The following is a 23,718-nucleotide window of genomic DNA, read 5'->3' on the forward strand; positions in this document are numbered from 1 at the left end:
GAAAACACAACATGCCAAATGCATTTGTTGGCGCAACATAATAAACAAAAAAATTCCACGACTATTCGCTAATCATTTGATAAAAATCAACTAAGTTTTTTGTTGCGTTGCAACAATATGCCTTGCACCTTGCTACAATTCATCCGCCGTAATTATTAATTTCTATTTAGGAGTGTCCAATGTCCATCAACCCCCAACAATTCGCCGCCGCCAACAAGGCCGCTGTCGACTCCCTGCTTTCCGTCGCTAATACCGCCCTGGCTTCTGCCGAGCGTATCGCCAATCTGAACTTCGACACTGCCCGCTCCCTGCTGGAAGAGACCTCCTCCAGCGCCAAGGCCCTACTGGGCGCCAAGGATGTTCAGGAAGCCATTTCGATCCAGGCATCGATTTCCAAGCCGAACGTCGACAAGGTCGTCTCCTACTCCAAGTCGGTCTACGAAATTTCCGCTCAGACCCAGGAACAATTGACCAAGATGGTTGAAGCCCAGTTCGGCGACTTCCAGAAGAATGTTTCCAGCATGCTGGAAAAGGCTGCCAAATCTGCCCCGGCCGGTTCCGACGTTGCCGTCGCCGCTGTCCAGAGCGCCATTGCCGCTGCCAACTCGGCCTTCGACAACATGCGCAAGACCGCGCAGCAAGTGACCGAAATGGCCCAGAGCAACATCGCCGCCACGACCAGCGCCACGACCAAGGCCGTCAAGAAAGCCACCAGCAAGTAATTCGCTGGCTCCGCCTCGATGGCGGTCAAAAAGCCTGCTTCGGCAGGCTTTTTTGCGTTTACGGCGGCCGTCTGGCGCTGGAAAGCCATGTATATTCCGCCTTCGGCCAACAGCCCGACCCATTCGATTCCTAGCTGTTCAACCGTCGTTTCGCCCCCTTGCCCCGAAACGGCCTTCATCGCACCTGTCCCATGCCGCTCCAGAACATCGTCCCCGCCGACTATCCGTCCCTGCTCGCCGAAAAGGTGGCCCAGTTCAAGCTGGCCTTTGCCCCGTTCGGCGTCGACGAACCGACCGTGGTCGCTTCCGAGCCACTGCATTTCAGGCTGCGCGCCGAGTTCCGCATCATCCACGACGGCCGCCGCATCGATTACGCGATGTTCGCCCCGGCCGACCGCAAGGTGGCGGTCGCCATCGACAGTTTCCCGGTCGCCGTCGAATCGATCTGCGCCCTGATGCCGCGCCTGCGCGACGCCGTTCAGGCCAGCAATACGCTGAAGGACGGCCTGTTCCAGGTCGATTTCCTGGCGACACTGAGCGGCCAGCTGATGGCCACACTGATCTACCACCACAAGCTGGGCGCCCGCTGGGAAGCCGCTGCCCGCAGCCTGGCCGACTCACTGCAGGTCCAACTGATTGGCCGCAGCCGTGGCCAGAAGGTCGTGCTCGACCGCGACTGGCTGCTCGAAGAATTCGAATTGAACGGCCGCCAGCTGCGCTACCAGCAAATCGAGGGCAGCTTCACCCAGCCCAACGGCCAGGTTAACCGCCAGATGCTGGCCTGGGCCTGCCAGCAGGCCAGCGGTCTCGGCGGCGACCTGCTCGAGCTTTACTGCGGCAACGGCAATTTCACGGTGGCTCTGGCGCCGGCGTTCGACCGGGTACTGGCCACCGAGGTTGCCAAGTCATCGGTGCAGGCGGCGCAATACAACCTGGCCGCCAACGGCCTCGACAACGTCGCCGTGGTGCGCCTGTCGAGCGAGGACATCAGTGCGGCTCTGGCCGGGACCAAGACGCTGAAGGAGTTGCAGGGCGTCGACTTCGATCAATACCGCTTCTCGACGCTGTTCGTCGACCCGCCGCGCAGTGGGCTGGATGCCCAGACTCTCGAGTTGGCCAGCGGCTTCGCCAACATCCTGTACATCTCTTGCAACCCGCAGACCTTGCAGGAGAACGTGGCCGCCCTGCAGGCCACGCACGAGATCACGGCGGCGGCGGTGTTCGACCAGTTTCCTTATACCCACCACCTGGAAAGCGGCCTCTTGCTGACGCGCCGAGCGCCTCGCTAGCCTGCCGCTGTTTCTCCAGAATGAAAGCGACCAGCCACTGGTCGCTTTCGACAATGTGCGTCGCTAGCCAGTTGCGCAGGAAGTCGATGAAATCGGCTTTCCGCGGACGTTCACCAGCCCGGAACCTGGCCCGCAGATCGGTTATTTCGGCAGCGAAGGCGCGATGTTCCTCGAAATGCGCCGTGGCTTCGGCATCCCGCTCCTGCTCGTAACCGTATTGCGCCGCCAGATCCTCTTCGGTCCAGAAGTGGAACAGGGCATAGCCCAGGAATTCATGGGTCACGTTTTCCCAGACGCCGCGGCTGCTATCGTCGCGGAGCTCGCTCCTGGCCTTGTTGAACATCTTGACCAGGGTGCGGTGCTGCTCATCGATTTCGGCAACGCCGGTATCGAACTCTCTGCGCCAAATGATCTTTTCTGATTGATTCATTGTTCTCGCTGCCCGGAAGGTTTCGACACGAGCTGCGGATTCTAGTCACGGAAAATGCAAGCGGGCTTGCGATATGTCAAACGCCGGCCCCGCCCACGGCCTCGCCACCCTACGCAATTCATCGTATTCCCCGTCCCCGGCCCGCCCCGTAAGCTGTCGCTGCACTGCACCAAAGGCGGACGGATCCTTGATGACCAAAATTTTGCTTCTATTTCTGCTGATTGCCGGCAGCCTGCCGGCCCGGGCAGCGCTCGACCCGGCGCAGGTACGCCAGCTGGCGGCCGAGGATTCCAGTGACAAGGTGGCGGCCATCCGCCAGCTGACGCAGACCGCCGATCCGGACGCTGTGCGCGTCCTCAAGGCGATGGCCGAGGACAGCCTGTTTCTGGCCGGCAACCAGGTAGTGATCATCGCGGGCGAGCAGGCTTTCGATGCGACGAGCGGCGCCGCCATCAAACTCCCGGCCAACCCCGAAAGCCCGACGGTCAACAACCGGATTCGCGGCGAACTGGCCAACGCCCTGGCGGCCTTGAAGCTCTTCGATCCCGACCCCGCCGTTCGCCTGGCCTCGGCCCAGAAGCTGCAGAGCAGCGTCAGCCCGGAAATGGCGCCGCTGCTGGCGCGCGCCCTGGCTCACGAAAGCGATGCCGGGATCAAGGCGCTACTGACCCTCGCCCACGCCCAGGCCAATCTCGGCAATGCCGACCCGGCGGCCCGCCTGGCGGCGGTCAAGGCGCTGGCCGAGACCTCCTCGCCGACCATCCGCAGCGTGCTGCAGCCGCTCACCGAGAAAGCCGGCGAGTCCGACGACAAGGTGCGTTACGAGGCCATCGCTGCGGTCAAGGCGATCGACAACCGGCTGGCCATTGCCGAGAACGTCGGCCGCGCTTTTTCCGGCCTCTCGCTGGGCAGCATCCTGCTCCTCGGCGCCCTCGGCCTGGCCATCACCTACGGCGTCATGGGCATCATCAACATGGCGCACGGCGAGCTGCTGATGGTCGGCGCCTACGCCACCTACGGCATGCAGACGCTGTTCCGGGCCTACTTCCCGGCGGCCATCGACTGGTATCTGCCGGCGGCGATTCCGGTCGCCTTCTTCGCCGCCGCGCTGGTCGGCGTCGTCATGGAGCGCACGGTGATCCGCTGGCTCTACGGCCGCACCCTGGAAACACTGCTCGCCACCTGGGGTTTGTCGCTGGTCCTGATCCAGGCGGCGCGCGTGCTGTTCGGCGCACAGAACGTCGAGGTCGCCAACCCGAGCTGGATGTCGGGCGGCATCGAACTGCTGCCCAACCTGATCCTGCCCTGGAACCGCATCATCATCGTCGGCTTCGCGCTGTTCGTGCTGACCCTGGTCTGGGTGCTGATGAACAAGACGCGACTCGGCATGTTCGTCCGCGCCGTCACCCAGAACCGGGCGATGGCCGGCTGCGTCGGCGTGCCGACGGCGCGCATCGACACTCTGGCCTTTGCGCTCGGCGCCGGCATCGCCGGGCTGGGCGGCGTCGCCCTGTCGCAGATTTCCAACGTCGGGCCGGACATGGGCCAGGGCTATATCGTCGATTCCTTCATGGTCGTCGTCGTCGGCGGCGTCGGCCAGCTTGCCGGCGCGGTCTGGGCCGCCCTCGGCCTGGGCATCTTCAGCAAGCTGCTCGAAGGCTGGGCGGGCGCAGTGATTGCCAAGATCAGCATCCTTGTCGCCATCATCATCTTCATCCAGAAGCGTCCGCAGGGCATCTTCGCCCTCAAGGGCCGCTTCGTCGAGTAAGGCCGGCACCATGCGCAAACCGCTAACGATTCGCATCATTTCGTCGCTCGACGGCAAGGCCTGGCTGGCACTCGGCCTCTTCCTCGCCATCGCCCTGGTCGTCGTCCCCCTCCTCAACCTGACGGTACCGGAAGACAGCGCCTTCCATGTCTCGGCCTACGCCATCACGCTGATCGGCAAGATCATGTGCTACGCGCTGGTTGCCGTGGCCATGGACCTGATCTGGGGCTACGGCGGCATCCTGTCGCTCGGCCACGGCCTCTTCTTCGCCCTCGGCGGCTACGCCTTCGGCATGTACCTGATGCGCCAGATCGGCCGCGACGGCAGCTACCAGAGCGAGCTGCCGGATTTCATGGTCTTCCTCGACTGGAAGGAAATCCCGTGGTTCTGGGTCGGCAGCGACAGCTTCGGCTGGGTCGCACTCCTGGTCGTCGCCGTGCCAGCCATCGTCGCCTTCGTCTTCGGCTACTTCGCCTTCCGCTCGCGGATCAAGGGCGTCTATTTCTCGATCATCACCCAGGCCCTGACCTACGCCGCGATGCTGCTCTTCTTCCGCAACGAAACTGGCTTCGGCGGCAACAATGGCTTCACCGACTTCAAGCGCGTGCTCGGCGCCACCATCACCTCGCCGGAAACCCGGCTCGTGCTGTTCGGGCTGACCGCCGTGCTGCTCGCCACGACGCTGATTTTTGCGTCGTGGCTGGTCAAGTCCAAGTTCGGCCGGATCCTGACGGCGATCCGCGACGCCGAATCGCGGGTCATGTTCATCGGCTACAACCCGCTCTGGTACAAGCTGACCATCTGGGTCATTTCGGCCATCCTGTGCGGCATCGCCGGCGCGCTCTACGTGCCGCAGGTCGGCATCATCAACCCCTCCGAAATGAGCCCGGCCAACTCGATCGAAATCGCCATCTGGGTCGCCGTCGGCGGACGCGGCACGCTGATCGGGCCGATCATCGGCGCCTTCGCAGTCAACCTCGCCAAGAGCTGGTTCACCGTCAGCTTCCCCGAATACTGGCTGTTCTTCCTCGGCCTGCTCTTCATAGTCGTCACGCTGATGCTGCCGCAAGGCCTGGTCGGCCTGTGGAAGAAACTGCTGGCGAAAAAAGGAGCACTGGCATGATCCTCGAAAACACGCTCGACAACCGCCCGGAAGGCAGCGACGGCACCGAGCAGATGGGCCACCGGGTCACCGGTGACCTCGACCTCTCGCACGGCGTCGCCCTCTACCTCGAAGATATCACCGTCAGCTTCGACGGTTTCAAGGCCCTGAACCAGCTGACCCTCGCCATCGATGCCGGCGAGCTACGCTGCATCATCGGCCCCAACGGTGCCGGCAAGACGACGATGATGGACGTCATCACCGGCAAGACGCGGCCTGACTCCGGCAAGGCCTATTTCGGCCAGAGCATCGACCTGACCCGGCTGAGCGAACCCGAAATCGCCCACGTCGGCATCGGCCGCAAGTTCCAGAAACCGACCATCTTCGAGCAGCACACGGTGTTCGAGAACCTCGAACTGGCGATGAAGACCGACAAGCGGGTCTGGAAGAGCCTGATTGCCTGGCTGGCCGGCGACGAGCGGGATCGGATCGCCGATACCTTGCGCTTGATCCGGCTCGATGGCGAGGCTGATCGCCCGGCCGGACTGCTCTCACACGGGCAGAAGCAGTGGCTGGAGATTGGCATGCTGCTGATGCAGGAGCCGAAGCTGCTGCTCCTGGATGAACCGGTGGCGGGCATGACCGACGACGAGACGATGCGCACCGCCGAACTGTTTGTTTCGCTGGCTGGGAAGCATTCGCTGGTTGTCGTGGAACACGATATGGCGTTTGTCGAGAAGCTGGGAGGGTTGGTGACGGTGCTGCATGAGGGTTCTGTGCTGGCGGAGGGGGATCTGGCGACGGTGCAGAATGATCAGCGGGTGATTGAGGTTTATCTTGGGCGCTGAGATTTTGGGCTTTCCAGGTCTCAAGCCTGGGGTTCCGCCCTGCTGGCGGGCTTACTTTCTTTTGCTTCGCCAAAAGAAAGTAGCCAAAGAAAAGGCGACCCCGGGTTACGCGGTCGGCTGCGCCGACTCCCCTGCGCTACTCGCTACTGGCGGGGGCTGCGGAACTCGGCCCTACGGGCCTCAGACAGTCCTCGCCCTTTCTCCGCCAGCAGCTCCGTTGCTCGGCGCTCCACACGGGGACCCGAAGTCAAAAACATCCCGGGCCAACCGTCACTCCCGCATAGGCGGGAGTCCAGTCTCATACATGGATTCCCGCCTGCGCGGGAATGACCGTGCCACCGTTTCACCACGGGTCGTTTTTCCGGGCCCCTTGAGAGGTGCCGAGCAACGCAGAAGCGCCGGGGGCAGTCGGCTGGCGTTGTCTGAGCTGCAGGCGAGTTTAGCCAGCCGCCCGGCGTTTCGAGTAGCGCAGGGAACCGGGCGTAGCCCGGCACCGACCCAGGGGTGGCCTTTTCTTTGGCTACTTTCTTTTGGCCACACAAAAGAAAGTACGCCCGCCCGCAAGGCGGAACCCCAAGCCAATCGAAGCACCGAAGCCCGAGGAAAACCCAAATGCTGACCATCGAAAACCTCCACCAGGCCTACGGCGGCAGCCACATCCTCCGTGGCCTCTCCTTCGAAGTCAAAACCGGCGAAGTCACCACCCTCCTCGGCCGCAACGGCGTCGGCAAGACCACCCTGCTCAAAGCCCTGATGGGCCTGGTCAAAACAAAGGAAGGCAGCATCACCTTCGACGGCCAGGACATCACCCACCTCCCTCCGCATGAGCGGGTCAAGGCCGGCATCGGCTACGTCCCGCAAGGCCGCGAAATCTTCCCGCGCCTCACCGTTGAGGAGAACCTTCTCATGGGCCTCGCCACCAAACCGGGTGGCACCAGGATCCCGCAACGCATCTTCGACATGTTCCCGGTGTTGAAGCAGATGATGCACCGCCGCGGCGGCGACCTCTCGGGTGGTCAGCAGCAACAGCTCGCCATCGGCCGCGCCCTGGCCATGGGGCCGAAACTGCTGATCCTCGACGAGCCGACCGAAGGCATCCAGCCCTCGATCATCAAGGACATCGAACGCGCCATCCGGATGCTGGCCGAAACCGGCGAAATGGCCATTCTGCTCGTCGAGCAGTACTACGACTTTGCCGAATCGCTGGCCGACCAGTACCTGTTAATGGAACGCGGCGAGTTCATCATGCGCGGCCACGGCGAAACCATGCCGCAGGACGGCGTGCGCGAGGCGCTGGCCGTGTGAGCGGATGGCGGGCTGGCTTCCGGTAAAATCCGTCAGATGAGCCAGATCACCGACCCCAATATTCTTTCTCCGCTCGGCAAGCCGACCGAGTACCGCGCCGATTACGCGCCGGAACTGCTGTATCCGATCCCGCGCCAGTTGAAGCGCGACGAACTGGGCATCACGACCGAGGCACTGCCCTTCGTCGGCGAAGACCTCTGGAACGCTTACGAACTGTCCTGGTTGAACGCCAAGGGCAAGCCGGTGGTTGCCGTCGGTACCTTGCGCGTGCCGGCTGACAGCCCGTGCCTGATCGAATCGAAGTCGCTCAAGCTCTATTTCAATTCACTGAACCAGACGGCATTTGCCGATAGCGGGGCGGTCGTCGCCACCCTGACCAGTGATCTCTCGGCCGCCGCCGGAGCGCCGGTCGCGGTCGAGCTCCAGGCGCTGGGCCAGCGCCCCACAGCCAACGTCGACTACCCAGATGGCGTGCGGCTCGACGATCTCGATATCGCCTGCGACACCTACCAGCCGGCCCCAGAGTTGCTAGCTGTGGTCGACGGCCCGGAAGTCGAGGAAACGCTGTACTCCCACCTGTTGAAATCGAACTGCCTGGTCACTGGCCAGCCCGACTGGGCCATGGTCGTCATCCGCTATCGCGGTCGCCCGCTCGACCATGCCGGCCTGCTGCGCTACATCGTGTCTTTCCGCAACCACAACGAGTTCCACGAGCAGTGCGTCGAGCGCATTTTCTGCGACATCACCCGCCAGTGCGCGCCGCAAGCGCTCGCCGTCCATGCCCGCTACACCCGGCGCGGCGGGCTGGACATCAATCCTTTCCGGAGCAACGGGGAATTCGCGGCACCGGACAATACGCGGGAAATCAGGCAATAGGGCAGGTCGATCCGCCGCTCAGTTCAGACGAGAGGTCTCAATCAGATCCGGAAGCCCATTACATTGCTCAGGATATGCAGCTTGGGCTGGCCGTCCAGCCAATCGCGGGCATCAGAAACCGTAGGTTGAACCTCGGTCTGATAAGAGGTCATGTCGCCTCTAACCAGGGCGTCTTTCAAACTCTGCGTCAAAGCCTCATCGGTCGTGACATAAACGACCCGGCAATTCGGATTGCTGGCATGGGCGCCGTAATTCATAGCTGCGAGTTGGGTCAGGGTTTGTTCGGATAGTTCATGGTCGCTGACTTCCGAAAAATCGTTGATGACGTAATGGGCCTCGTCGAAGCGGGGATCACCCTGCGTTTCCTCGACCGACTGGATGAACTGCCTGGCCGTCACCACCCCCGAAAACCGTGCGAGGACACCGTCCGGTTCCCAAATAAGTTCATAAGCCATCGGTCATCCCTCCCAACATGATCAGCAATGATGCCGAACGTTGCTCCATGCACGCGGCATCGGAATAGTAAACCCAAAAGTCCTGCGTTATACCTAGTGCATTTCCTAGTTTCCTGGCATGCCAAGACGGGAATGTGCGTTACAACTTCGCTGATGTTCGACAACACCATCGTTGCAGGAGTTCAACACCGCAGGTGCCGTATGACCCATCTTGCGTATTGTTGCGTATTCCCGCCACCGGCGACCTCACCCATAATCCGGACCATGACTTCCCGCCTTCCCTTGACTGCGCCGACCTGGCCTGCCGAGTTGCATCTGGGTTTCGCTCGCGCTGGCGAACGCACGGTGTTGCGCGAAAACCGCCATCGCGGTCCACTTCGCGTGCAGAAAGCGCTTTATCCGGAGGGCGAGGCCGTCTGCCAGGCCATCCTGCTCCACCCCCCTTCCGGCATCGCTGGCGGCGACCAGTTGCGGATTGTGGCCGAAATCGGTGCTGGCGCGCATGCTCAGTTGACCACGCCGGGGGCCGGCAAGTGGTATCGCTCGAGCGGTGCGGAGGCCACGCAGAGCATCGATTTCGCGGTCGCCGCTGGCGCCACCCTGGAGTGGCTGCCGCAGGAGACCATTGTCTTCGATGGCGCCGAAGCCCGCATGGCAACACGCGTTCGACTCGCTGCCGACGCCCGTTATCTGGGCTGGGACATCCTCTGCCTGGGCCGCGCGGCGGCCGGAGAGCGTTTCGAGCATGGCCGCCTCGACCTCGATTACCGTATCGAGCGCGACCAAAAACCATTGTGGATCGAACGCGGCGGCCTGGCCGGCAATGACCCTATGCTCTCCAGCCCGGCCGGCTGGTCCGGCGCCACGGTCTGCGGCACGCTGCTCTGCGCCTTTCCCGAACTGCCGCAAGCGGCCGCCGCTCTGCTCGAAACCTGCCGGGCCGTCGCCCCGGCCGACGGCGCCTCGCATGCGCTCTCTGCCCTGCCCGGCCTGCTCGTCGCCCGTTATCTCGGCGACAGCAGCGAGGCCGCCCGCTCATGGTTCGCCAACCTATGGGCCATCCTGCGCCCGGCCTGCTGCACTCGACCGGCAGTTACCCCCCGCATCTGGAATACCTGAGGAGTCTTCATGGAACTGACGCCAAGAGAGAAAGACAAGCTGCTGATCTTCACCGCCGGCTTGCTCGCCGAACGCCGCCTGGCCCGAGGCCTGAAGCTGAATTACCCGGAAGCCGTAGCCCTGATCACCTGCGCCATCATGGAAGGCGCCCGCGACGGCAGGACCGTCGCCGAACTGATGCACGCCGGCACCCAGGTGTTGAGCCGGGCCGACGTCATGGACGGCATCGCCGAGCTGATCCCGGAAATTCAGGTCGAAGCCACCTTCCCGGATGGCACCAAGCTGGTCACCGTACACAACCCGATTATCTGAGCGGAGGCGAACATGATCCCTGGAGAACTCCTCGCCGAACCCGGCGAAATCGAACTCAACGCCGGCCGCCCGACGATCACCCTGGTTGTGGCCAATACCGGCGACCGGCCGATCCAGGTCGGCTCGCACTATCACTTCTTTGAGACCAACGCGGCGCTCGGCTTCGACCGCGAAGCAGCGCGCGGCTTCCGCCTCGACATCGCGGCCGGCACCGCTGTGCGCTTCGAGCCGGGCCAGACGCGCACCGTGCAACTCGTCGCGCTGGCTGGAGAACGCAAGGTTTACGGCTTACGTGCTTTGGTACAAGGAGCACTCTGATGGCCAATAAAATCACCCGCCAGGCCTACGCCGAAATGTTCGGCCCAACCACCGGCGATCGCCTGCGCCTGGCCGACACCGAACTGATCATCGAAATCGAGCACGACTACACGATCTACGGTGAGGAAGTGAAATTCGGCGGCGGCAAGGTCATCCGCGACGGCATGGGCCAGAGCCAGCGCGTCTCGGCTGAAACCGCCGATACCGTGATCACCAACGCCTTGATCGTCGACGCGGTGACCGGCATCATCAAGGCCGACATCGGCTTGAAGGACGGACGCATCGCCGCCATTGGCAAGGCCGGCAACCCGGACATCCAGCCCGGCGTGAGCATCGTCATCGGCCCCGGCACCGAGGTCATTGCCGGCGAAGGCATGATCGTCACCGCCGGCGGCATCGACAGCCACATCCATTTCATCTGCCCGCAGCAGATCGACGAAGCGCTCTATTCCGGCGTCACCACCATGCTCGGTGGCGGCACCGGGCCGGCCACCGGCACCTTCGCCACGACCTGCACGCCCGGGCCGTGGCACATCCACCGCATGCTCGAAGCCGCCGACGCCTTCCCGATGAACCTCGGCTTCCTCGGCAAGGGCAACGCCAGCCTGCCGGAAGCGCTGCGCGAACAGGTCGCGGCCGGCGCCATGGGGCTGAAGCTGCACGAGGACTGGGGGACGACACCGGCCGCCATCGACTGCTGCCTGACCGTGGCCGACGAGATGGACGTCCAGGTCGCCATCCACTCCGACACGCTCAACGAATCGGGCTTTGTCGAGGCGACGCTGGCCGCCTTCAAGGGCCGCACCATCCACACCTTCCACACCGAAGGCGCCGGCGGCGGCCACGCCCCGGACATCATCAAGGCGGCCGGCCTGCCCAACGTGCTGCCCAGCTCGACCAACCCGACCATGCCCTACACGGTGAATACCATCTACGAGCATCTCGACATGCTGATGGTTTGCCACCACCTCGACCCGGCCATCGCCGAGGACATCGCCTTTGCCGAATCGCGCATCCGCCGCGAAACCATCGCCGCCGAGGACATCCTGCACGACCTCGGCGCCTTCTCGATGATGTCCTCGGATTCGCAGGCCATGGGCCGCGTCGGCGAAGTGATCATCCGCTCCTGGCAGACGGCCCACAAGATGAAGCTGCAGCGCGGCACGCTGCCCGAAGACAATGCCCGCCACGACAACTTCCGCGTCAAACGCTACATCGCCAAGTACACTATCAACCCGGCCCTGACCCACGGCATCGCCCACACCGTCGGCTCCGTCGAAGTCGGCAAGCTGGCCGATCTGGTGCTGTGGAAGCCGGCCTTCTTCGGCGTCAAGCCGTCGCTGATCTTGAAAGGCGGCATGATCGCCGCCGCCGCCATGGGCGACCCCAACGCCTCGATCCCGACGCCGCAGCCGGTGCATTACCGGCCGATGTTCGGCAGCTTCGGCAAGGCGCTGAAAACCTCGGTGACTTTCGTTTCGCAGGCGGCGCTGAACAACCCGGCCGTCGCCGCACTGGGTCTGAGCAAGCCGCTGATCGCCGTTTCCGGCACGCGCAAGTTGCAGAAGTCGGACATGGTGCACAACGGCGCCACGCCCGAGATCACCGTCGATCCCGAAACCTACGTCGTCAAGGCCGACGGCGTGCATCTGGTCTGCGAAGCGGCGACCGAACTGCCGCTGGCCCAACGCTACTTCCTGTTCTAAGACTTTGCGAAAAAGCTCATGCTGATCCTCAATCGACGCACCCAAGCTCCCGCCATCGACTCAGTGGCGCTGGCCTACGACGAACGCAAGCGCAGCCGCCTGAAGGTGACACTGGCCTCCGGCGCCGAGGCCGGAATTTTCCTTGAACGCGGCGACCACCTGCAGGGCGGCGACCGGCTGCTTTCCGAAGATGGCAACGCCGTCGTCGAAATCCTCGCCGCACCGGAGAAGCTCATCGAGGCCGTCGCCGACAGCCCCCTGCTCTTCGCCCGCGCCGCCTACCATCTCGGCAACCGGCACGTGCCGGTGCAGATCCTGCCCTCAGAAAACGGCGGCAAGCTGCGCTTTCAGACCGACCATGTGCTGGCCGACATGGTGCGCGGCCTGGGCTGCTCGGTGACGGAAACCGAAGCCCCATTCCAGCCTGAATCCGGCGCCTACGGGTCGCATAGCGGCCACCATCATGACGACGACGAGGCTGCCTCTTACCTGCACAACCCTGGCCACGGCCCACATCGCTCGGTGCCGAAAATTCACCAGTTCAAACCGCGCTAAACGGGAAATTTACCGATATGCCCTACATCAACGTTCAAATCACCAAGGGTGCCACCCGGGAACAAAAAGCTGAAATCGTTCGTGATATCACCGACTCGCTGGCTCGTGTGCTGGGCAAGAAACCGGAGCACACGCACATCGTCATCCAGGAAATCGACGACGAGAATTGGGGCTTCGCCGGGATGCTCACTGACGACTGGAAAAAGCAGCAAGCGACCGGATGAATCCAGCCTCATCAATGCTCCAACTCGCCCGCCTGCTGCAACTGACCAGCCCGGTCCTGCCGGTCGGCGCCTATACCTATTCGCAGGGGCTGGAATGGGCCGTCGAAACGGGTGTCATCCGCGACGAGGAAAGCGCCGGCCGCTGGATCGCCGACCTGCTGCAGCATGGCATCGGGCGCTACGAGGCGCCGCTGGTCGCCGCGCTGATGGCGGCATGGTCGGCCGCTAACACCTGGGAAATCGCCCGCCTCAATGGCGAATTCCTGGCCAGCCGCGAAGCGGCCGAACTGCGCGCCGAAACCGCCCAGATGGGCTTCTCGCTGGCTCGCCTGGTGCGCGATTTGCGCGATCCCGACCTGGCTCGCGTCGAGTCCACGCTGGCGACGCTCGCCGAAATCGCCTTCCCCACTGGCTGGGCCGGCATCGCCGCTGGTTGGCAGATCGCGCCGCCAGCGGCGGTCACCGCCTACTTGTGGTCGTGGGCGGAAAACCAGGTGATGGCGGCGCTCAAGGCCGTGCCGCTCGGCCAGGCTTCCGGCCAGCGCCTGCTCGCCGAACTGGGCCGCCAGATTCCGGCGGTGGTGACCGAGGCGCTGCAATTGCCTGAAGCCCAGTGGTCCAATTTCACCCCGGCCTACGCCATCGCCTGCGCCCGCCACGAAACCCAGTATTCACGTCTTTTCAGATCGTAAAACCATGAGCAAACAAGCCCTTAGAGTCGGCATCGGCGGCCCCGTCGGGTCCGGCAAGACCGCCCTCACCCTGGCCCTGTGCCAGGCCCTGCGCGAGCAGATCGACATGGCCGTCGTCACCAACGACATCTACACCGCCGAGGACGCCAAATTCCTGGTCAATCACTCGGCGCTGGCCCCGGAGCGCATCATCGGCGTCGAGACCGGCGGTTGCCCACACACGGCGATCCGCGAGGATGCCTCGATCAACCTCGAAGCGATCGACCGCCTGCAACGCGCCTTTCCCGACGTCGAACTGATCCTCGTCGAATCGGGCGGCGACAATCTGGCGGCGACCTTCTCGCCGGAACTCTCCGACCTGACGCTTTACGTCATCGATGTCGCCGCCGGCGAGAAGATCCCGCGCAAGGGCGGCCCCGGCATCACCAAGTCCGACCTGCTGATCATCAACAAGATCGATCTGGCGCCGATGGTCGGCGCCTCGCTGGAAGTCATGGCGCATGATGCCAAGGCACAGCGCGGCGACCGGCCCTTCGTGTTCACCAACTTGAAGACCGGCCACGGGCTCGATACGGTGATCGCCTTCATCCGCGAACGCGGCATGCTCGGCAGCTAGGCTTCGCCCCGGCGGCGGGCTTGCCGGGCGCACCACTTCGGCTCGCCCCGCGCCCCGCATGCACCACGGCCAATCACGCGAAACGCTCTTGCGCCAAGGCTTTACGGCTAAGTCCATGATTCCGCTGCCGTCTCATGCCAGACAGGAATCCGGCACGATTTTCGCTGCACTGCAGCATCGCAATTGGAATTGCAGGATCAATAGGGAGAAATCGTGTCGATGGAAAAACAGCTGGAAATGGCGCAGTTGCTGGCCCGCTTCAAACTGCAGGTCAAACGGACGCTGAGCGAAACGGTCGATCTTGAACGGCTGACCCGTGAGCCCGACTACGCGCGGACGCGCCTGGCCGAAATCGAGGAAGCGGCGCTCGACGAGGATCTGCTGGTGATGGTCCTGCGCCTGCGCGACCAGCTGGTGCCGGTCGCCATTCCCCCGGTCGTTGCCGTAAGCGCAATTGCCCCCCCGGAGGAAGTGCTGCCGGCACGGGAAACCCGTTCCTACCTGATGGGTGCCCGCGCCTGGTAAGCGGCTAGAGACTATTCCAGTCGGGCTCGGGCAAGGCGGCAAAGCCTTGCCGCAAGTGCTCGCCCCATTGCTTGCTGATGGCCCCGTAGTAGGGGCTGTCCTGCGTGATATTGACGTGACGCTTGATCTTCAGGGCATCGCGCTCGTAGATCACCAGATCGAGTGGCAGATCGACCGACAGGTTGGAGCGGATGGTCGAATCCATCGAGATCAGCGCGCATTTGGCAGCCTCGTCGAGCGAGGTCTGCGGACTGATGACGCGATCAATGATCGGCTTGCCGTACTTCGACTCGCCGATCTGGAAATACGGCGTGTCACGCGTCGCCTCGATGAAATTGCCGGCGGCGTAGATATGGAAGGCTCGCTGTTCCTCGCCCTTGATCTGGCCGCCGAGGATCATCGACGAAGCAAAGTCGACGCCGAAGTTCTCCATCGCTGCTGCATCCCGGGTATGGATTTCGCGCAGGCAGTCACCAACATGCTTGGCCGCCTCGAACATGTTCCGGACCTTGTTGAGATTGCTGCCCCGTTTGGACTCCAGCTTCTCGCGCAGGGTATTGACCACCGACTGGCTGATCGACAGATTGCCCGAGGTCATCAGCACCAGCACTCGTTCGCCAGGCTTCTCGAAGACATGCATTTTGCGGAAGGTGTTGATGTGATCGACCCCGGCATTGGTCCGCGAATCGGAGAGAAACACCAACCCGGCGTCGAGCCTCATGGCGACGCAATAGGTCACCTAAGCAGCCTCGGCCATCGGCACCAGGAAGTCCTTACTGATGCCATCACCAATCAGGTAGATACGATCCATGAAATCGGTCAGCCATTCGTGCAGGCCTTGCGCCAGGATGTCCTCGACCCGGGCGTAATGCAGTTGGGCGTGCAACAGGCCAGCTTGACGCTGGGTTTCGTCGGAATGGCTGTTGGCGATCAGGTCGAGATTCTTGACCACGCCATTGATGCAGAAATGCAGAGAACGCGGCATGTCGTTTCGCAGGATCAGCAGTTCGGTGACCCGCTCCGGCGTGATCACGTCGCGATACACCTTGCGATAGACCTCGAAGGCCGAGACGGAACGCAGCAGAGCGCCCCACTGGTAGAAGTCGGTCGCCCCCTCGTCGCCATGCGGGCGCAGGACGTGGTATTTGACGTCAAGGATGCGCGCCGTATTGTCGGCCCGCTCGAGCAGTGTACCGAGGCGAATGAAATGGTAGGCCTTGTCCTGAAGCAGCGTGCCGATCGTGACCCCGCGCGACAGCGAGGAGCGCATCTTGACCCAGTCGAAAAACTCGCTGATCCCGCCATTGATGATCTGCTCGAAGCTCTTCTCGCGGGCTTCCAGCCAGGTCGAATTCAGCGTCTCCCACATTTCGGAGGTGATCGTGCCGCGCACGGCATGGGCATTTTCCCGCGCCAAGCGCAGGCAGCTGTGGATGGAGGCGAAGTTGTCCTGGTCGCTGACCATGAAGCGCAGCACGTTGTCGGCGGTTACCGTCGAATACTTCTTGGCGTAAGTCTCTTCGAGGCTGTTCAGGGCAATGATGGCATTCCAGTTCTGGTTGGCCGCTTCCAGCGCTTGCGGCACCAGGGACATCTGCCAGGTGACGTCGAGCAGGCGGGCGAGATTCTCGGCCCGCTCGATATAGCGGGACATCCAGAACAGGTGGTCGGCGGTACGCGATAGCATTTTTCTCTCCCTTATCAGTCTTCGAGGACCCAGGTGTCCTTGGTGCCGCCGCCTTGCGACGAATTGACCACCAGCGAACCTTTGGTCAGCGCGACCCGGGTCAGGCCGCCCGGCACCATATTCACGCACTTGCCCGAGGACAACACGAAGGGCCGCAGGTCGAGGTGACGCGGCGCGATGCCCTCCTCGACAAAGGTCGGGCAGTTGGACAGCGCCAGCGTCGGCTGGGCGATGTAGCCCTCCGGCTTGGCGATCAACAACTGGCGGAAATGCTCGATCTGCTCCTTGGTCGAAGCCGGACCGACCAGCATGCCATAGCCGCCGGCGCCATGCACCTCCTTGACGACCAGTTCCGGCAGGTGGGCGAGCACGTACTTGAGGTCGTCCGGCTTGCGGCACATGTAGGTCGGCACGTTGTTGAGGATCGGTTCCTCGCCGAGGTAGAAGCGGATCATCTCCGGCACGTAGGGGTAGATCGACTTGTCGTCGGCAACGCCGGTGCCGATCGCATTGGACAGCGTCACGTTGCCGGCCTGGTAGGCTTTCAGGATGCCCGGCACGCCAAGCGCCGAATCCTGACGGAAGGCAAGCGGATCGAGAAAATCGTCATCGATGCGGCGGTAGATGACGTCGACGCGTTGTGGCCCCTGCGTCGTCCGCATGTAGACCACCTCGTCCTTGACGAAGAGATCTCGGCCCTCGACCAGCTCGACGCCCATTTGCTGGGCGAGGAAGGTGTGTTCGAAATAGGCGCTGTTGTAGGCCCCCGGCGTCAGCACGACGACCGTCGGATCGCTGACCCCCTTCGGCGCGACGGCGCGCAGCTTCTCGAGCAGCATGTCCGGGTAATGCTGGACCGGGGCCACTTTGTGCTTGGCAAACAATTCGGGGAAGAGCCGCATCATCATCTTGCGGTCTTCCAACATATAGGAGACGCCGGACGGCACGCGCAGGTTGTCTTCGAGCACGTAACTCTCGCCGGCACCGGCCCGCACGATATCGACGCCGGCAATGTGCGCGTAGATCTGTCCCGGCAGATCGACCCCCTGCATCACCGCGCGATACTGGGCGTTGTTCAGCACCTGCTCGGCAGGAATCTTGCCGGCCTTGAGGATTTCCTGATCGTGGTAGACGTCGTGCAGAAACATGTTGAGCGCCGTGACGCGCTGGCGCAGGCCGTCCTGCATGGTTGTCCACTCAGCCGACGGAATGATGCGCGGCACGATGTCGAACGGGATCAGCCGCTCCTTGCCCGCCTCCTCACCATAGACGGCGAAGGTGATACCGACGCGGTGAAAGGCAAGATCGGCCTCGGCACGCTTGCGGGCGATGCGCTCGGGCGGGGTCGCCTTGAGCCATTCGTCGTAACCCTGGTAATGAGCGCGGACGCCGCCGTTGGCGTCAACCATTTCGTTATAGAAGTTCATGTTGGACTCGTCGCTGAGGATGCTCTCGGCACTAGTTCAGCAGCTTCCGTGCCATGGATTAAATACGCATAAAATCATCGAACTACGAAATCGTTTCAGCATGCAACGCCCCATCGCGGTGCATGGTTATTTCAAGGTGGTGCAAATAAAAAACCCACCGGATCGCTCCGGTGGGTTCTGTTCAGCGAATGAACCGAAGCGATCAGGCGCGTTCGAAGATAACCGCGATACCTTGACCACCACCGATACACATCGTGACCAACGCATACTTGCCGCCGATGCGTTCCAGTTCGTACAGCGCCTTGGTGGCGATGAAGGCACCGGAACAGCCAACCGGGTGGCCGAGGGCGATGGCGCCGCCGTTCGGGTTGGTCTTGGCCGGGTCGAGACCGAGCACCTTGGAAACCGACAGGGCCTGGGCCGCGAAGGCTTCGTTGGACTCGATGACGTCCATCTGGTCCAGGGTCAGGCCAGCCTTCTTCAGGGCCAGCTTGGTGGCCGGGATCGGGCCTTCGCCCATGATATCGTTCGGCACGCCGGCAACAGCGTAGGAAGCGATGCGGGCCATGGCCTTGTGACCGGCCTTGGCAGCGACGTCAGCAGCAGCCAGCACGAAGAAAGCAGCGCCGTCGTTGATGCCGGAAGCGTTACCGGCGGTGACGGTACCGTCCTTCTTGAAGGCCGGCTTCATCTTGGCCAGGGATTCCATCGTCGTGTTGGACTTGACGTGCTCGTCGGTGTCGAACACCACTTCACCCTTGCGGGTCTGCTTGACGATCGGGAAGATCTGCGACTTGAAGTGACCGGCAGCGATGGCAGCCGTGGCACGACGCTGGGACTCGAGGGCAAACTCGTCCTGCGCTTCACGGGTAATGCCGTGCTTGGCAGCCAGGTTTTCTGCCGTGATACCCATGTGGCCGACGCCAAACGGATCGGTCAGCACCGCAACCATGGAGTCGATGGCCTTGGTGTCACCCATGCGGGCACCGGAACGCAGTGCCGGCATCAGGTAGGCAGCCTTGGACATAACTTCGACACCACCGCCGATACCGAAGTCGGCATCACCCAGCATCAGGTTCTGGGCGGTGGTAACGATGCCCTGCAGGCCGGAGGCGCACAGACGGCTGACCTGCATGGCGACGGAATCCATCGACAGGCCGGCCTGGATCGAGGCAACGCGGGAAACGTAAGCGTAACGGGAATCGGTCGGCATCGTGGTGCCGACGGTAACGTAGTTGATGGCTTGGGGATCCACACCGGAGCGTGCAATCGCTTCCTTCATCACCACGCCGGCGAGTTCGGTGCTTTCAAAATCGGCCAGGGAACCACCAAAGGCACCGATCGGGGAACGAACTGCGCTCAGAACGACGACTTCTCTGCTCATAAACATCTCCTTGTAAGAATCATTCAGCCCACCTGACTGGCGAGCCCCAACAAAAACAGCAACAACATCCACAGTACGGTAGCGCGCCAGACAAGGCCGACCGCACTCTGCATGAAATCAACGTCTGGCGGATCGCCCAGGCCCAGTTCTGCCCGATCCGAAACCTCCCCGCCATCGACGAGCGGCCGGCCCAACTGCACGCCCAGCGCACCTGCCCCGCTGGACAGCACAATGCCTAGATCGCGATCCGGCCATTGCGCCGGCTGGGTCCGCCAGCAATAGACCGCATCCTCGAAATCGCCGACGATGGCAAAGGCTGACGCCGTCACCCGCAGGGGTAGCCAATCGATGATACCGAAAACCTTCCTTGAGAATACCGGAAATTGATTTGGCAGCGCAGCATCGCCGGCGTTCCATCGATCACGAACGATGGCCGAAATCCGGTAAAGCAGTGCGCCGCAAGGCCCGGGCAACAGGATGAACCACAGGAGCACGGCAAAAACATGGCGATGCGAAGCCGCCAGCGCCCCCTCTATGGAGAGGCGGGCAATGTCTTCCGAACCCAAATCGTAGGTCGACCGCCCCTGCCATTCGGCGAGCAACTGCCGCGCCCGCTCCAGGTCGCCCAGGCGCAGGGCCAGTTGAATCTCGGTGTAATGGTGGCTGAACTGCCGGAAGCCCATGGTCAGATAGAGGACGCCAACATTCAGCACCCAGGCCAGAATCGGGCTCAGGGCATAAAGCCCCGCGTAGATCGCACCCAGAACCAGCACCGGCCCGAGCACAGCGATGCACCAAGCGATCACCCCATGGCGCCAGGCGCCGGCGTTGAAGCTCGATTCGATGAAATCCGCCCAGGCACCCAGCGGTTCCGCTATGGCACGACGGTAATTGAGGGGTTGCAGCTGCTCGATGAGGAAAACAGCAATCAGCGAGAGAAGACTCATGTGGGGCCGTGAATTGCCGTAGTCGGCTTATATATTTGTACTAAAGTGCCACGATACCACAAGCTCAAGCAGCATGGAGGCCCAGGCGTTCGGTCAGGGAACGGATCATGCCGGCAGTCGCGCCCCAGATGAAATAGTCGCCGTAAGGCATGGCGAAATACTGGCGCAACGCCCCCCGGTAATGGATGGAATGTTGCTGGTGATTGGCTGGATCGAGCAGGAACGCCAGGGGCACTTCGAAAACCTCCGCCACCTCGAAGGGGTCCGGCTGGATATCAAAGGGTGGCAGCACCAGAGCGACCACCGGGGTTACACGAAAGCCCGTGCCGGTCCTGTATTCCGGCAAAAAGCCAAGGACTTCAATGCGCTCGCGCGACAAGCCGATTTCTTCCTCGGTTTCACGCAGCGCGGTGTGGATTGGCGACAAGTCCTCAGCCTCGACCCGCCCGCCGGGAAAGCTGATCTGCCCCGCATGATCGCGCAAATGCGCCGTCCGCTGAGTCAAGAGCACCGTCTGCTTGTCGTCGCGCAGGACTATCGGAAAAAGTACCGCGGCCGGTGTCAGGGTCAGCTGTTCGGCACCGTCTTCCTCGACAAAATGAGCGGCCAGCGGCTCCGTTAACAAGCTGGCTTTCAGGCGCTCCAGATCAAACGTCATGCGCTGGCGGAGTCTTCCTCGATCTCTGCATTGACCGCAGCCAAGGCATCCTGCAAGGTCTCTTCGGAAAGACCATTGATCGAGGTCGCCACCATATCGGCAGCCTCGACCGCCCCGACCGGCAGGCGCTTGCTATCCAGGCTGGCAATCAGCACGGTGGCAGCGCCCGCGACACGCAGAATCGCCTGGCGCTCGTTCATCAGCATTTCAAGTTCACGGCGCAACAGCGCAATTTCTTCGTCTCGTTGGGGCATTCTCTATCTCCTAGAATCGCTTTTTAAGTGTCATGGTACTCCCGTCGCGCTGCATTTCCATCCGATTGAGGAAACTCATGCCCAGCAGAGCGATGGGCATTTCGTTCTGATGGATCAGCGCATCGACGTTGTGCAGGGTCACATCGCCGACCCGTACGGTATCGAGCAGGACCTTGCTGACCACGGTCTGCCCGTTGGCAGTCTGGGTCATGCCTTTCTGCCCCCGGTTGAAATCCAGCCCGATTCGCCGTGCATCACTCGCCCCCAGGGAAATCATCGTCGCCCCGGTGTCAACCAGAAAGCGAACCGAGGTGCCGTTGATATTGCCCGTCGTATAGAAGTGCCCTTGCACATCGGCCGTCATCGTGATCTTGCCGGAACCATCGCCGGGATTGGCCGCCCCGATCGCATGCTGCCCGACGCGCAAGGGGCGTTTCTTACCACCAATTTCGATGATCGCCTGATCGCCCTGAATCGAGATCAGTTTCACGCCATCCAGCGACTCACCGATACGCACCGCCTGTGGTTCGGCACCATTGACCATCAGCATGGCCTTGCTGCCCATGACTCCGGCCAGACCGACATCCAGGGCAAGCGCCGCCCCCGAAAACAGGCTCAGCGCCATGACGAGCGGCGTAAAATAAGCACTCACTTTTCGGGTCGTTGTCATTGCCATGCAACCTGTCGCCATCTTTCGCCACTCCCCTACTGAAGGTCCGGGTTATTTTGCCATATTCCTTGAGCAGCAAGGGATTCCGTGGCGACTGATCGCCCTCGATGAAGGCGAAACGGTGCCTGCCTCGACCAGTAATTTTTCCGGATTGTGCTTCATGGGCGGCCCGATGAGCGTCAATGATCCGCTGCCATGGATCGAACCCGTCTGCGCCCTGATTCGCGATGCGGCAGCGCGGAATGTCCCGGTCATCGGCCATTGCCTCGGCGGGCAACTGATGAGTAAAGCCCTGGGCGGCGAAGTCACAAGAAACCCGGTCAAGGAAATCGGCTGGAGCGAGGCCGGTGGCGAGGACCACGCAATTGCCCGCCATTGGCTGGGCAACTATGCCGGCAAGCTCGGCACCATTTTCCAGTGGCACGGCGAGACCTTCAGCATCCCGCCAGGCGCCACCCGGCTGCTCGCCAACCGACACTGTGCCAACCAGATGTTCGCCCTCGGCCCCCACCTCGGCATGCAATGCCATGTCGAAATGACGCCCGAAATGATCGCCACTTGGTGCGACCAATGGGCCGACGAGGCCATCGCCGTGACCGACCAGCCCAGCGTGCAGACCCCGGAAGCGATGCAGCAGGAGATCGCCCAACGCCTGCCGGCAATGCGCCAGCTATCGGAACAACTTTACTCGGTGTGGATCAAGGGCTTGGCACACTGATTGGCGACGCATGAAAACAAAACGGGCAGTCCACGACTGCCCGTTGATTTGCCCCTGACGCGCCCCGACTAGTCGCGGAAGTTGCCGTACTTGATCGGGAAATCGGTAATCGACTTCGTGATCAGCGCAATACAGCCCTGCAGGTCATCGCGCTTGGCGCCCTGGACGCGCACGGTATCGCCCTGGATTGAGGCTTGAACCTTCAGCTTGCCATCCTTGACCAACTTGACAATTTTCTTGGCCAGATCGCTGTCGATGCCGTCCTTGATCTTCATTTCCTGCTTGACCTTGTTACCGGAAACGCTGACCACCTTCTGGTGATCCAGGCGCTTGACGCTTTCCTTCTCCTTCTTTTCCATGGCTGGGAAAAGCAGGTCCTTGATCTGGTCAAGCTGGAAGTCGGAGTCACCCCACAGGGTGATGACCTTGTCCTTCTCGTTCAGTTCGACCTTGGCGGTGGTGCCCTTGAAGTCGTAACGGTTGTCGATCTGGCGCGAGGTCACATCGATGGCGTTCTTCAACGCCACCATGTCCGCTTCTGAGGTGAAGTCAAAGCTCGGCATGGCGCTTACCCGAAGTGGCAGACGTAGTGATAGGCATCGCCCTCGGCGACCGAAATCTCGAATGAGGAATTGCCCGGCACGTTGAAGGACTGGCCTTCACCGTAGGTGGTCCATTCCGACTCGCCCTTGAGCTTGACGCGGCAGGAGCCGCCGACGCCTTCCATGATTTCCGGCGCGCCGGTATTGAAGGTCAGCGCGGACGGCATGATCACGCCTACGGTCTTCTTCGTGCCATCGGCCAGCACCACGGTGTGGCTGACGCACTTGCCATCGAAATAAACATTGGCCTTCTTGACCACGGAAACATTGTCGTACTGCGACATTTAGATACCCCAGATTTTCTGAATGACTGATTTGGCGATAAAGCCGACCATGCCGAAAGCCAGCACGAAGAAGAGCACGAAAGTGCCCGTCTTGCCGGCTTTCGACTTCCAGGCGATCTCGCCGATGATGAAAAGCATGAACAGTATGAAAAACCCCACCCCCCAGGTCGCACCGAAATCTGCCAGTTGCTCCTCGGTAAAACCGAACAGGGTGTTGCCTTCCAT

At 62.2% G+C, this 23,718-nt stretch carries 30 protein-coding genes; 17 read left to right on the top strand and 13 right to left on the bottom strand.

The window, feature by feature from the left end; genetic code table 11:
- Positions 1-179: 179 nt before the first annotated feature.
- Together NQE15_RS20250 and trmA are read left to right on the top strand one after the other, a co-directional pair.
- Positions 180-722 (top strand): phasin family protein, encoded by a 543-nt coding sequence (locus tag NQE15_RS20250; RefSeq protein WP_265944152.1) that lies wholly within the window; start codon positions 180-182, stop codon positions 720-722.
- Between the two features lie 191 nt (positions 723-913).
- Positions 914-2,011 carry a tRNA (uridine(54)-C5)-methyltransferase TrmA gene (trmA, locus tag NQE15_RS20255; RefSeq protein WP_265944153.1) on the top strand — a complete coding sequence of 366 codons (1,098 nt, stop codon included), beginning with the start codon at positions 914-916 and terminating at the stop codon, positions 2,009-2,011.
- Here the strand turns inward: trmA and NQE15_RS20260 are convergent.
- Positions 1,926-2,441 (bottom strand): bacteriohemerythrin, encoded by a 516-nt coding sequence (locus NQE15_RS20260; RefSeq protein WP_265944154.1) that lies wholly within the window; start codon positions 2,439-2,441, stop codon positions 1,926-1,928. The two genes, trmA and NQE15_RS20260, sit on opposite strands and share 86 nt — an antisense overlap.
- A gap of 190 nt (positions 2,442-2,631) precedes the next feature.
- Between NQE15_RS20260 and urtB the strand changes: the two genes are divergently transcribed.
- The 5 genes from urtB to queF all read left to right on the top strand — a co-directional run bounded on the left by urtB (position 2,632) and on the right by queF (position 8,340).
- Positions 2,632-4,209 (top strand): urea ABC transporter permease subunit UrtB, encoded by a 1,578-nt coding sequence (urtB, locus tag NQE15_RS20265; RefSeq protein ID WP_265944155.1) that lies wholly within the window; start codon positions 2,632-2,634, stop codon positions 4,207-4,209.
- A 10-nt stretch (positions 4,210-4,219) separates the two neighbouring features.
- Positions 4,220-5,332, top strand: coding sequence for an urea ABC transporter permease subunit UrtC (gene urtC, locus NQE15_RS20270; RefSeq protein ID WP_265944156.1), 1,113 nt, complete (start codon positions 4,220-4,222; stop codon positions 5,330-5,332).
- Between the two features lie 53 nt (positions 5,333-5,385).
- Positions 5,386-6,159 (top strand): urea ABC transporter ATP-binding protein UrtD, encoded by a 774-nt coding sequence (urtD, locus tag NQE15_RS20275; protein WP_265950362.1) that lies wholly within the window; start codon positions 5,386-5,388, stop codon positions 6,157-6,159.
- Between the two features lie 612 nt (positions 6,160-6,771).
- Positions 6,772-7,464 (top strand): urea ABC transporter ATP-binding subunit UrtE, encoded by a 693-nt coding sequence (gene urtE / locus NQE15_RS20280; RefSeq protein WP_265944157.1) that lies wholly within the window; start codon positions 6,772-6,774, stop codon positions 7,462-7,464.
- Between the two features lie 36 nt (positions 7,465-7,500).
- Complete coding sequence (queF, locus tag NQE15_RS20285) at positions 7,501-8,340, top strand: NADPH-dependent 7-cyano-7-deazaguanine reductase QueF (RefSeq protein WP_265944158.1); 840 nt, start codon at positions 7,501-7,503, stop codon at positions 8,338-8,340.
- 41 nt (positions 8,341-8,381) lie between these two features.
- On the opposite strand, the gene NQE15_RS20290 is transcribed toward queF, so the two are convergent.
- A complete protein-coding gene (locus NQE15_RS20290) occupies positions 8,382-8,795 on the bottom strand; it encodes a hypothetical protein (protein ID WP_265944159.1) in 414 nt (137 codons plus the stop codon).
- A 264-nt stretch (positions 8,796-9,059) separates the two neighbouring features.
- Between NQE15_RS20290 and NQE15_RS20295 the strand changes: the two genes are divergently transcribed.
- The 9 genes from NQE15_RS20295 (at position 9,060) to NQE15_RS20335 (ending at position 14,862) form a co-directional block, all read left to right on the top strand.
- Positions 9,060-9,914: an urease accessory protein UreD gene (locus NQE15_RS20295; protein WP_265944160.1), complete on the top strand. Its 855-nt coding sequence runs from the start codon at positions 9,060-9,062 to the stop codon at positions 9,912-9,914.
- A 9-nt stretch (positions 9,915-9,923) separates the two neighbouring features.
- Entirely contained in the window at positions 9,924-10,226 is a 303-nt protein-coding gene (locus tag NQE15_RS20300) for an urease subunit gamma (protein ID WP_265944161.1), read from the top strand.
- 12 nt (positions 10,227-10,238) lie between these two features.
- The gene (locus NQE15_RS20305; RefSeq protein WP_265944162.1) at positions 10,239-10,544 is read left to right on the top strand and encodes an urease subunit beta; all 306 of its coding nucleotides are present in this window, start codon (positions 10,239-10,241) and stop codon (positions 10,542-10,544) included.
- Positions 10,544-12,250 (top strand): urease subunit alpha, encoded by a 1,707-nt coding sequence (ureC, locus tag NQE15_RS20310; RefSeq protein WP_265944163.1) that lies wholly within the window; start codon positions 10,544-10,546, stop codon positions 12,248-12,250. The genes NQE15_RS20305 and ureC overlap by 1 nt, the downstream gene beginning before the upstream one ends.
- Before the next feature lie 18 nt (positions 12,251-12,268).
- Positions 12,269-12,805: an urease accessory protein UreE gene (gene ureE, locus NQE15_RS20315; protein ID WP_265944165.1), complete on the top strand. Its 537-nt coding sequence runs from the start codon at positions 12,269-12,271 to the stop codon at positions 12,803-12,805.
- A gap of 17 nt (positions 12,806-12,822) precedes the next feature.
- Complete coding sequence (locus NQE15_RS20320) at positions 12,823-13,029, top strand: tautomerase family protein (RefSeq protein ID WP_265944167.1); 207 nt, start codon at positions 12,823-12,825, stop codon at positions 13,027-13,029.
- A gap of 14 nt (positions 13,030-13,043) precedes the next feature.
- Positions 13,044-13,721 carry an urease accessory protein UreF gene (locus NQE15_RS20325; RefSeq protein ID WP_265944168.1) on the top strand — a complete coding sequence of 226 codons (678 nt, stop codon included), beginning with the start codon at positions 13,044-13,046 and terminating at the stop codon, positions 13,719-13,721.
- A gap of 4 nt (positions 13,722-13,725) precedes the next feature.
- Entirely contained in the window at positions 13,726-14,337 is a 612-nt protein-coding gene (gene ureG / locus NQE15_RS20330) for an urease accessory protein UreG (protein WP_265944170.1), read from the top strand.
- 219 nt (positions 14,338-14,556) lie between these two features.
- Entirely contained in the window at positions 14,557-14,862 is a 306-nt protein-coding gene (locus NQE15_RS20335; protein WP_265944172.1) for a hypothetical protein, read from the top strand.
- A gap of 4 nt (positions 14,863-14,866) precedes the next feature.
- Here the strand turns inward: NQE15_RS20335 and NQE15_RS20340 are convergent, their stop codons facing one another.
- The 8 genes from NQE15_RS20340 to NQE15_RS20375 form a co-directional block, all read right to left on the bottom strand.
- Positions 14,867-15,601 (bottom strand): proteasome-type protease, encoded by a 735-nt coding sequence (locus NQE15_RS20340; RefSeq protein WP_265944174.1) that lies wholly within the window; start codon positions 15,599-15,601, stop codon positions 14,867-14,869.
- On the bottom strand, positions 15,602-16,549 hold the full coding sequence (locus NQE15_RS20345) for an alpha-E domain-containing protein (RefSeq protein WP_265944176.1): 948 nt from the start codon (positions 16,547-16,549) through the stop codon (positions 15,602-15,604).
- Positions 16,550-16,563: 14 nt separating this feature from the next.
- Positions 16,564-17,976 (bottom strand): circularly permuted type 2 ATP-grasp protein, encoded by a 1,413-nt coding sequence (locus NQE15_RS20350; RefSeq protein ID WP_265944178.1) that lies wholly within the window; start codon positions 17,974-17,976, stop codon positions 16,564-16,566.
- Positions 17,977-18,178: 202 nt separating this feature from the next.
- Positions 18,179-19,360 (bottom strand): acetyl-CoA C-acyltransferase family protein, encoded by a 1,182-nt coding sequence (locus tag NQE15_RS20355; protein ID WP_265944180.1) that lies wholly within the window; start codon positions 19,358-19,360, stop codon positions 18,179-18,181.
- A gap of 23 nt (positions 19,361-19,383) precedes the next feature.
- Complete coding sequence (locus tag NQE15_RS20360; RefSeq protein ID WP_265944182.1) at positions 19,384-20,307, bottom strand: CobD/CbiB family protein; 924 nt, start codon at positions 20,305-20,307, stop codon at positions 19,384-19,386.
- Positions 20,308-20,371: 64 nt separating this feature from the next.
- A complete protein-coding gene (locus tag NQE15_RS20365; protein WP_265944184.1) occupies positions 20,372-20,965 on the bottom strand; it encodes a CoA pyrophosphatase in 594 nt (197 codons plus the stop codon).
- Positions 20,962-21,219: a hypothetical protein gene (locus NQE15_RS20370; RefSeq protein WP_265944186.1), complete on the bottom strand. Its 258-nt coding sequence runs from the start codon at positions 21,217-21,219 to the stop codon at positions 20,962-20,964. The genes NQE15_RS20365 and NQE15_RS20370 overlap by 4 nt, the downstream gene beginning before the upstream one ends.
- 10 nt (positions 21,220-21,229) lie before the next feature.
- Entirely contained in the window at positions 21,230-21,871 is a 642-nt protein-coding gene (locus tag NQE15_RS20375; RefSeq protein WP_265944189.1) for a retropepsin-like aspartic protease family protein, read from the bottom strand.
- Between the two features lie 22 nt (positions 21,872-21,893).
- Here NQE15_RS20375 and NQE15_RS20380 point away from each other — a divergent pair, with 22 nt between their 5' ends.
- Entirely contained in the window at positions 21,894-22,607 is a 714-nt protein-coding gene (locus NQE15_RS20380; RefSeq protein WP_265944191.1) for a type 1 glutamine amidotransferase, read from the top strand.
- A 68-nt stretch (positions 22,608-22,675) separates the two neighbouring features.
- On the opposite strand, the gene NQE15_RS20385 is transcribed toward NQE15_RS20380, so the two are convergent.
- Genes NQE15_RS20385 through NQE15_RS20395 form a run of 3 tightly spaced genes read right to left on the bottom strand, consistent with a single transcriptional unit; the run spans position 22,676 to position 23,718 of the window.
- The gene (locus NQE15_RS20385; RefSeq protein ID WP_265944193.1) at positions 22,676-23,170 is read right to left on the bottom strand and encodes a YajQ family cyclic di-GMP-binding protein; all 495 of its coding nucleotides are present in this window, start codon (positions 23,168-23,170) and stop codon (positions 22,676-22,678) included.
- A gap of 5 nt (positions 23,171-23,175) precedes the next feature.
- Positions 23,176-23,493 carry a pyrimidine/purine nucleoside phosphorylase gene (locus tag NQE15_RS20390; protein ID WP_265944194.1) on the bottom strand — a complete coding sequence of 106 codons (318 nt, stop codon included), beginning with the start codon at positions 23,491-23,493 and terminating at the stop codon, positions 23,176-23,178.
- Complete coding sequence (locus NQE15_RS20395; protein ID WP_265944196.1) at positions 23,494-23,718, bottom strand: DUF2788 domain-containing protein; 225 nt, start codon at positions 23,716-23,718, stop codon at positions 23,494-23,496.

The organism is Dechloromonas sp. A34, assembly GCF_026261605.1.
Taxonomy (GTDB): Bacteria; Pseudomonadota; Gammaproteobacteria; order Burkholderiales; family Rhodocyclaceae; genus Azonexus.

Excerpts from the sequence above, each read along its gene's own strand:
- NQE15_RS20250 (WP_265944152.1), top strand. The coding sequence starts at position 180 with ATGTCCATCAACCCCCAACAATTCGCCGCCGCCAACAAGGCCGCTGTC.
- trmA (WP_265944153.1), top strand. The coding sequence starts at position 914 with ATGCCGCTCCAGAACATCGTCCCCGCCGACTATCCGTCCCTGCTCGCC.
- NQE15_RS20260 (WP_265944154.1), bottom strand. The coding sequence starts at position 2,441 with ATGAATCAATCAGAAAAGATCATTTGGCGCAGAGAGTTCGATACCGGC.
- urtB (WP_265944155.1), top strand. The coding sequence starts at position 2,632 with ATGACCAAAATTTTGCTTCTATTTCTGCTGATTGCCGGCAGCCTGCCG.
- urtC (WP_265944156.1), top strand. The coding sequence starts at position 4,220 with ATGCGCAAACCGCTAACGATTCGCATCATTTCGTCGCTCGACGGCAAG.
- urtD (WP_265950362.1), top strand. The coding sequence starts at position 5,386 with ATGGGCCACCGGGTCACCGGTGACCTCGACCTCTCGCACGGCGTCGCC.
- urtE (WP_265944157.1), top strand. The coding sequence starts at position 6,772 with ATGCTGACCATCGAAAACCTCCACCAGGCCTACGGCGGCAGCCACATC.
- queF (WP_265944158.1), top strand. The coding sequence starts at position 7,501 with ATGAGCCAGATCACCGACCCCAATATTCTTTCTCCGCTCGGCAAGCCG.
- NQE15_RS20290 (WP_265944159.1), bottom strand. The coding sequence starts at position 8,795 with ATGGCTTATGAACTTATTTGGGAACCGGACGGTGTCCTCGCACGGTTT.
- NQE15_RS20295 (WP_265944160.1), top strand. The coding sequence starts at position 9,060 with ATGACTTCCCGCCTTCCCTTGACTGCGCCGACCTGGCCTGCCGAGTTG.
- NQE15_RS20300 (WP_265944161.1), top strand. The coding sequence starts at position 9,924 with ATGGAACTGACGCCAAGAGAGAAAGACAAGCTGCTGATCTTCACCGCC.
- NQE15_RS20305 (WP_265944162.1), top strand. The coding sequence starts at position 10,239 with ATGATCCCTGGAGAACTCCTCGCCGAACCCGGCGAAATCGAACTCAAC.
- ureC (WP_265944163.1), top strand. The coding sequence starts at position 10,544 with ATGGCCAATAAAATCACCCGCCAGGCCTACGCCGAAATGTTCGGCCCA.
- ureE (WP_265944165.1), top strand. The coding sequence starts at position 12,269 with ATGCTGATCCTCAATCGACGCACCCAAGCTCCCGCCATCGACTCAGTG.
- NQE15_RS20320 (WP_265944167.1), top strand. The coding sequence starts at position 12,823 with ATGCCCTACATCAACGTTCAAATCACCAAGGGTGCCACCCGGGAACAA.
- NQE15_RS20325 (WP_265944168.1), top strand. The coding sequence starts at position 13,044 with ATGCTCCAACTCGCCCGCCTGCTGCAACTGACCAGCCCGGTCCTGCCG.
- ureG (WP_265944170.1), top strand. The coding sequence starts at position 13,726 with ATGAGCAAACAAGCCCTTAGAGTCGGCATCGGCGGCCCCGTCGGGTCC.
- NQE15_RS20335 (WP_265944172.1), top strand. The coding sequence starts at position 14,557 with ATGGAAAAACAGCTGGAAATGGCGCAGTTGCTGGCCCGCTTCAAACTG.
- NQE15_RS20345 (WP_265944176.1), bottom strand. The coding sequence starts at position 16,549 with ATGCTATCGCGTACCGCCGACCACCTGTTCTGGATGTCCCGCTATATC.
- NQE15_RS20350 (WP_265944178.1), bottom strand. The coding sequence starts at position 17,976 with ATGAACTTCTATAACGAAATGGTTGACGCCAACGGCGGCGTCCGCGCT.
- NQE15_RS20355 (WP_265944180.1), bottom strand. The coding sequence starts at position 19,360 with ATGAGCAGAGAAGTCGTCGTTCTGAGCGCAGTTCGTTCCCCGATCGGT.
- NQE15_RS20360 (WP_265944182.1), bottom strand. The coding sequence starts at position 20,307 with ATGAGTCTTCTCTCGCTGATTGCTGTTTTCCTCATCGAGCAGCTGCAA.
- NQE15_RS20365 (WP_265944184.1), bottom strand. The coding sequence starts at position 20,965 with ATGACGTTTGATCTGGAGCGCCTGAAAGCCAGCTTGTTAACGGAGCCG.
- NQE15_RS20370 (WP_265944186.1), bottom strand. The coding sequence starts at position 21,219 with ATGCCCCAACGAGACGAAGAAATTGCGCTGTTGCGCCGTGAACTTGAA.
- NQE15_RS20380 (WP_265944191.1), top strand. The coding sequence starts at position 21,894 with ATGCAACCTGTCGCCATCTTTCGCCACTCCCCTACTGAAGGTCCGGGT.
- NQE15_RS20385 (WP_265944193.1), bottom strand. The coding sequence starts at position 23,170 with ATGCCGAGCTTTGACTTCACCTCAGAAGCGGACATGGTGGCGTTGAAG.
- NQE15_RS20390 (WP_265944194.1), bottom strand. The coding sequence starts at position 23,493 with ATGTCGCAGTACGACAATGTTTCCGTGGTCAAGAAGGCCAATGTTTAT.
- NQE15_RS20395 (WP_265944196.1), bottom strand. The coding sequence starts at position 23,718 with ATGGAAGGCAACACCCTGTTCGGTTTTACCGAGGAGCAACTGGCAGAT.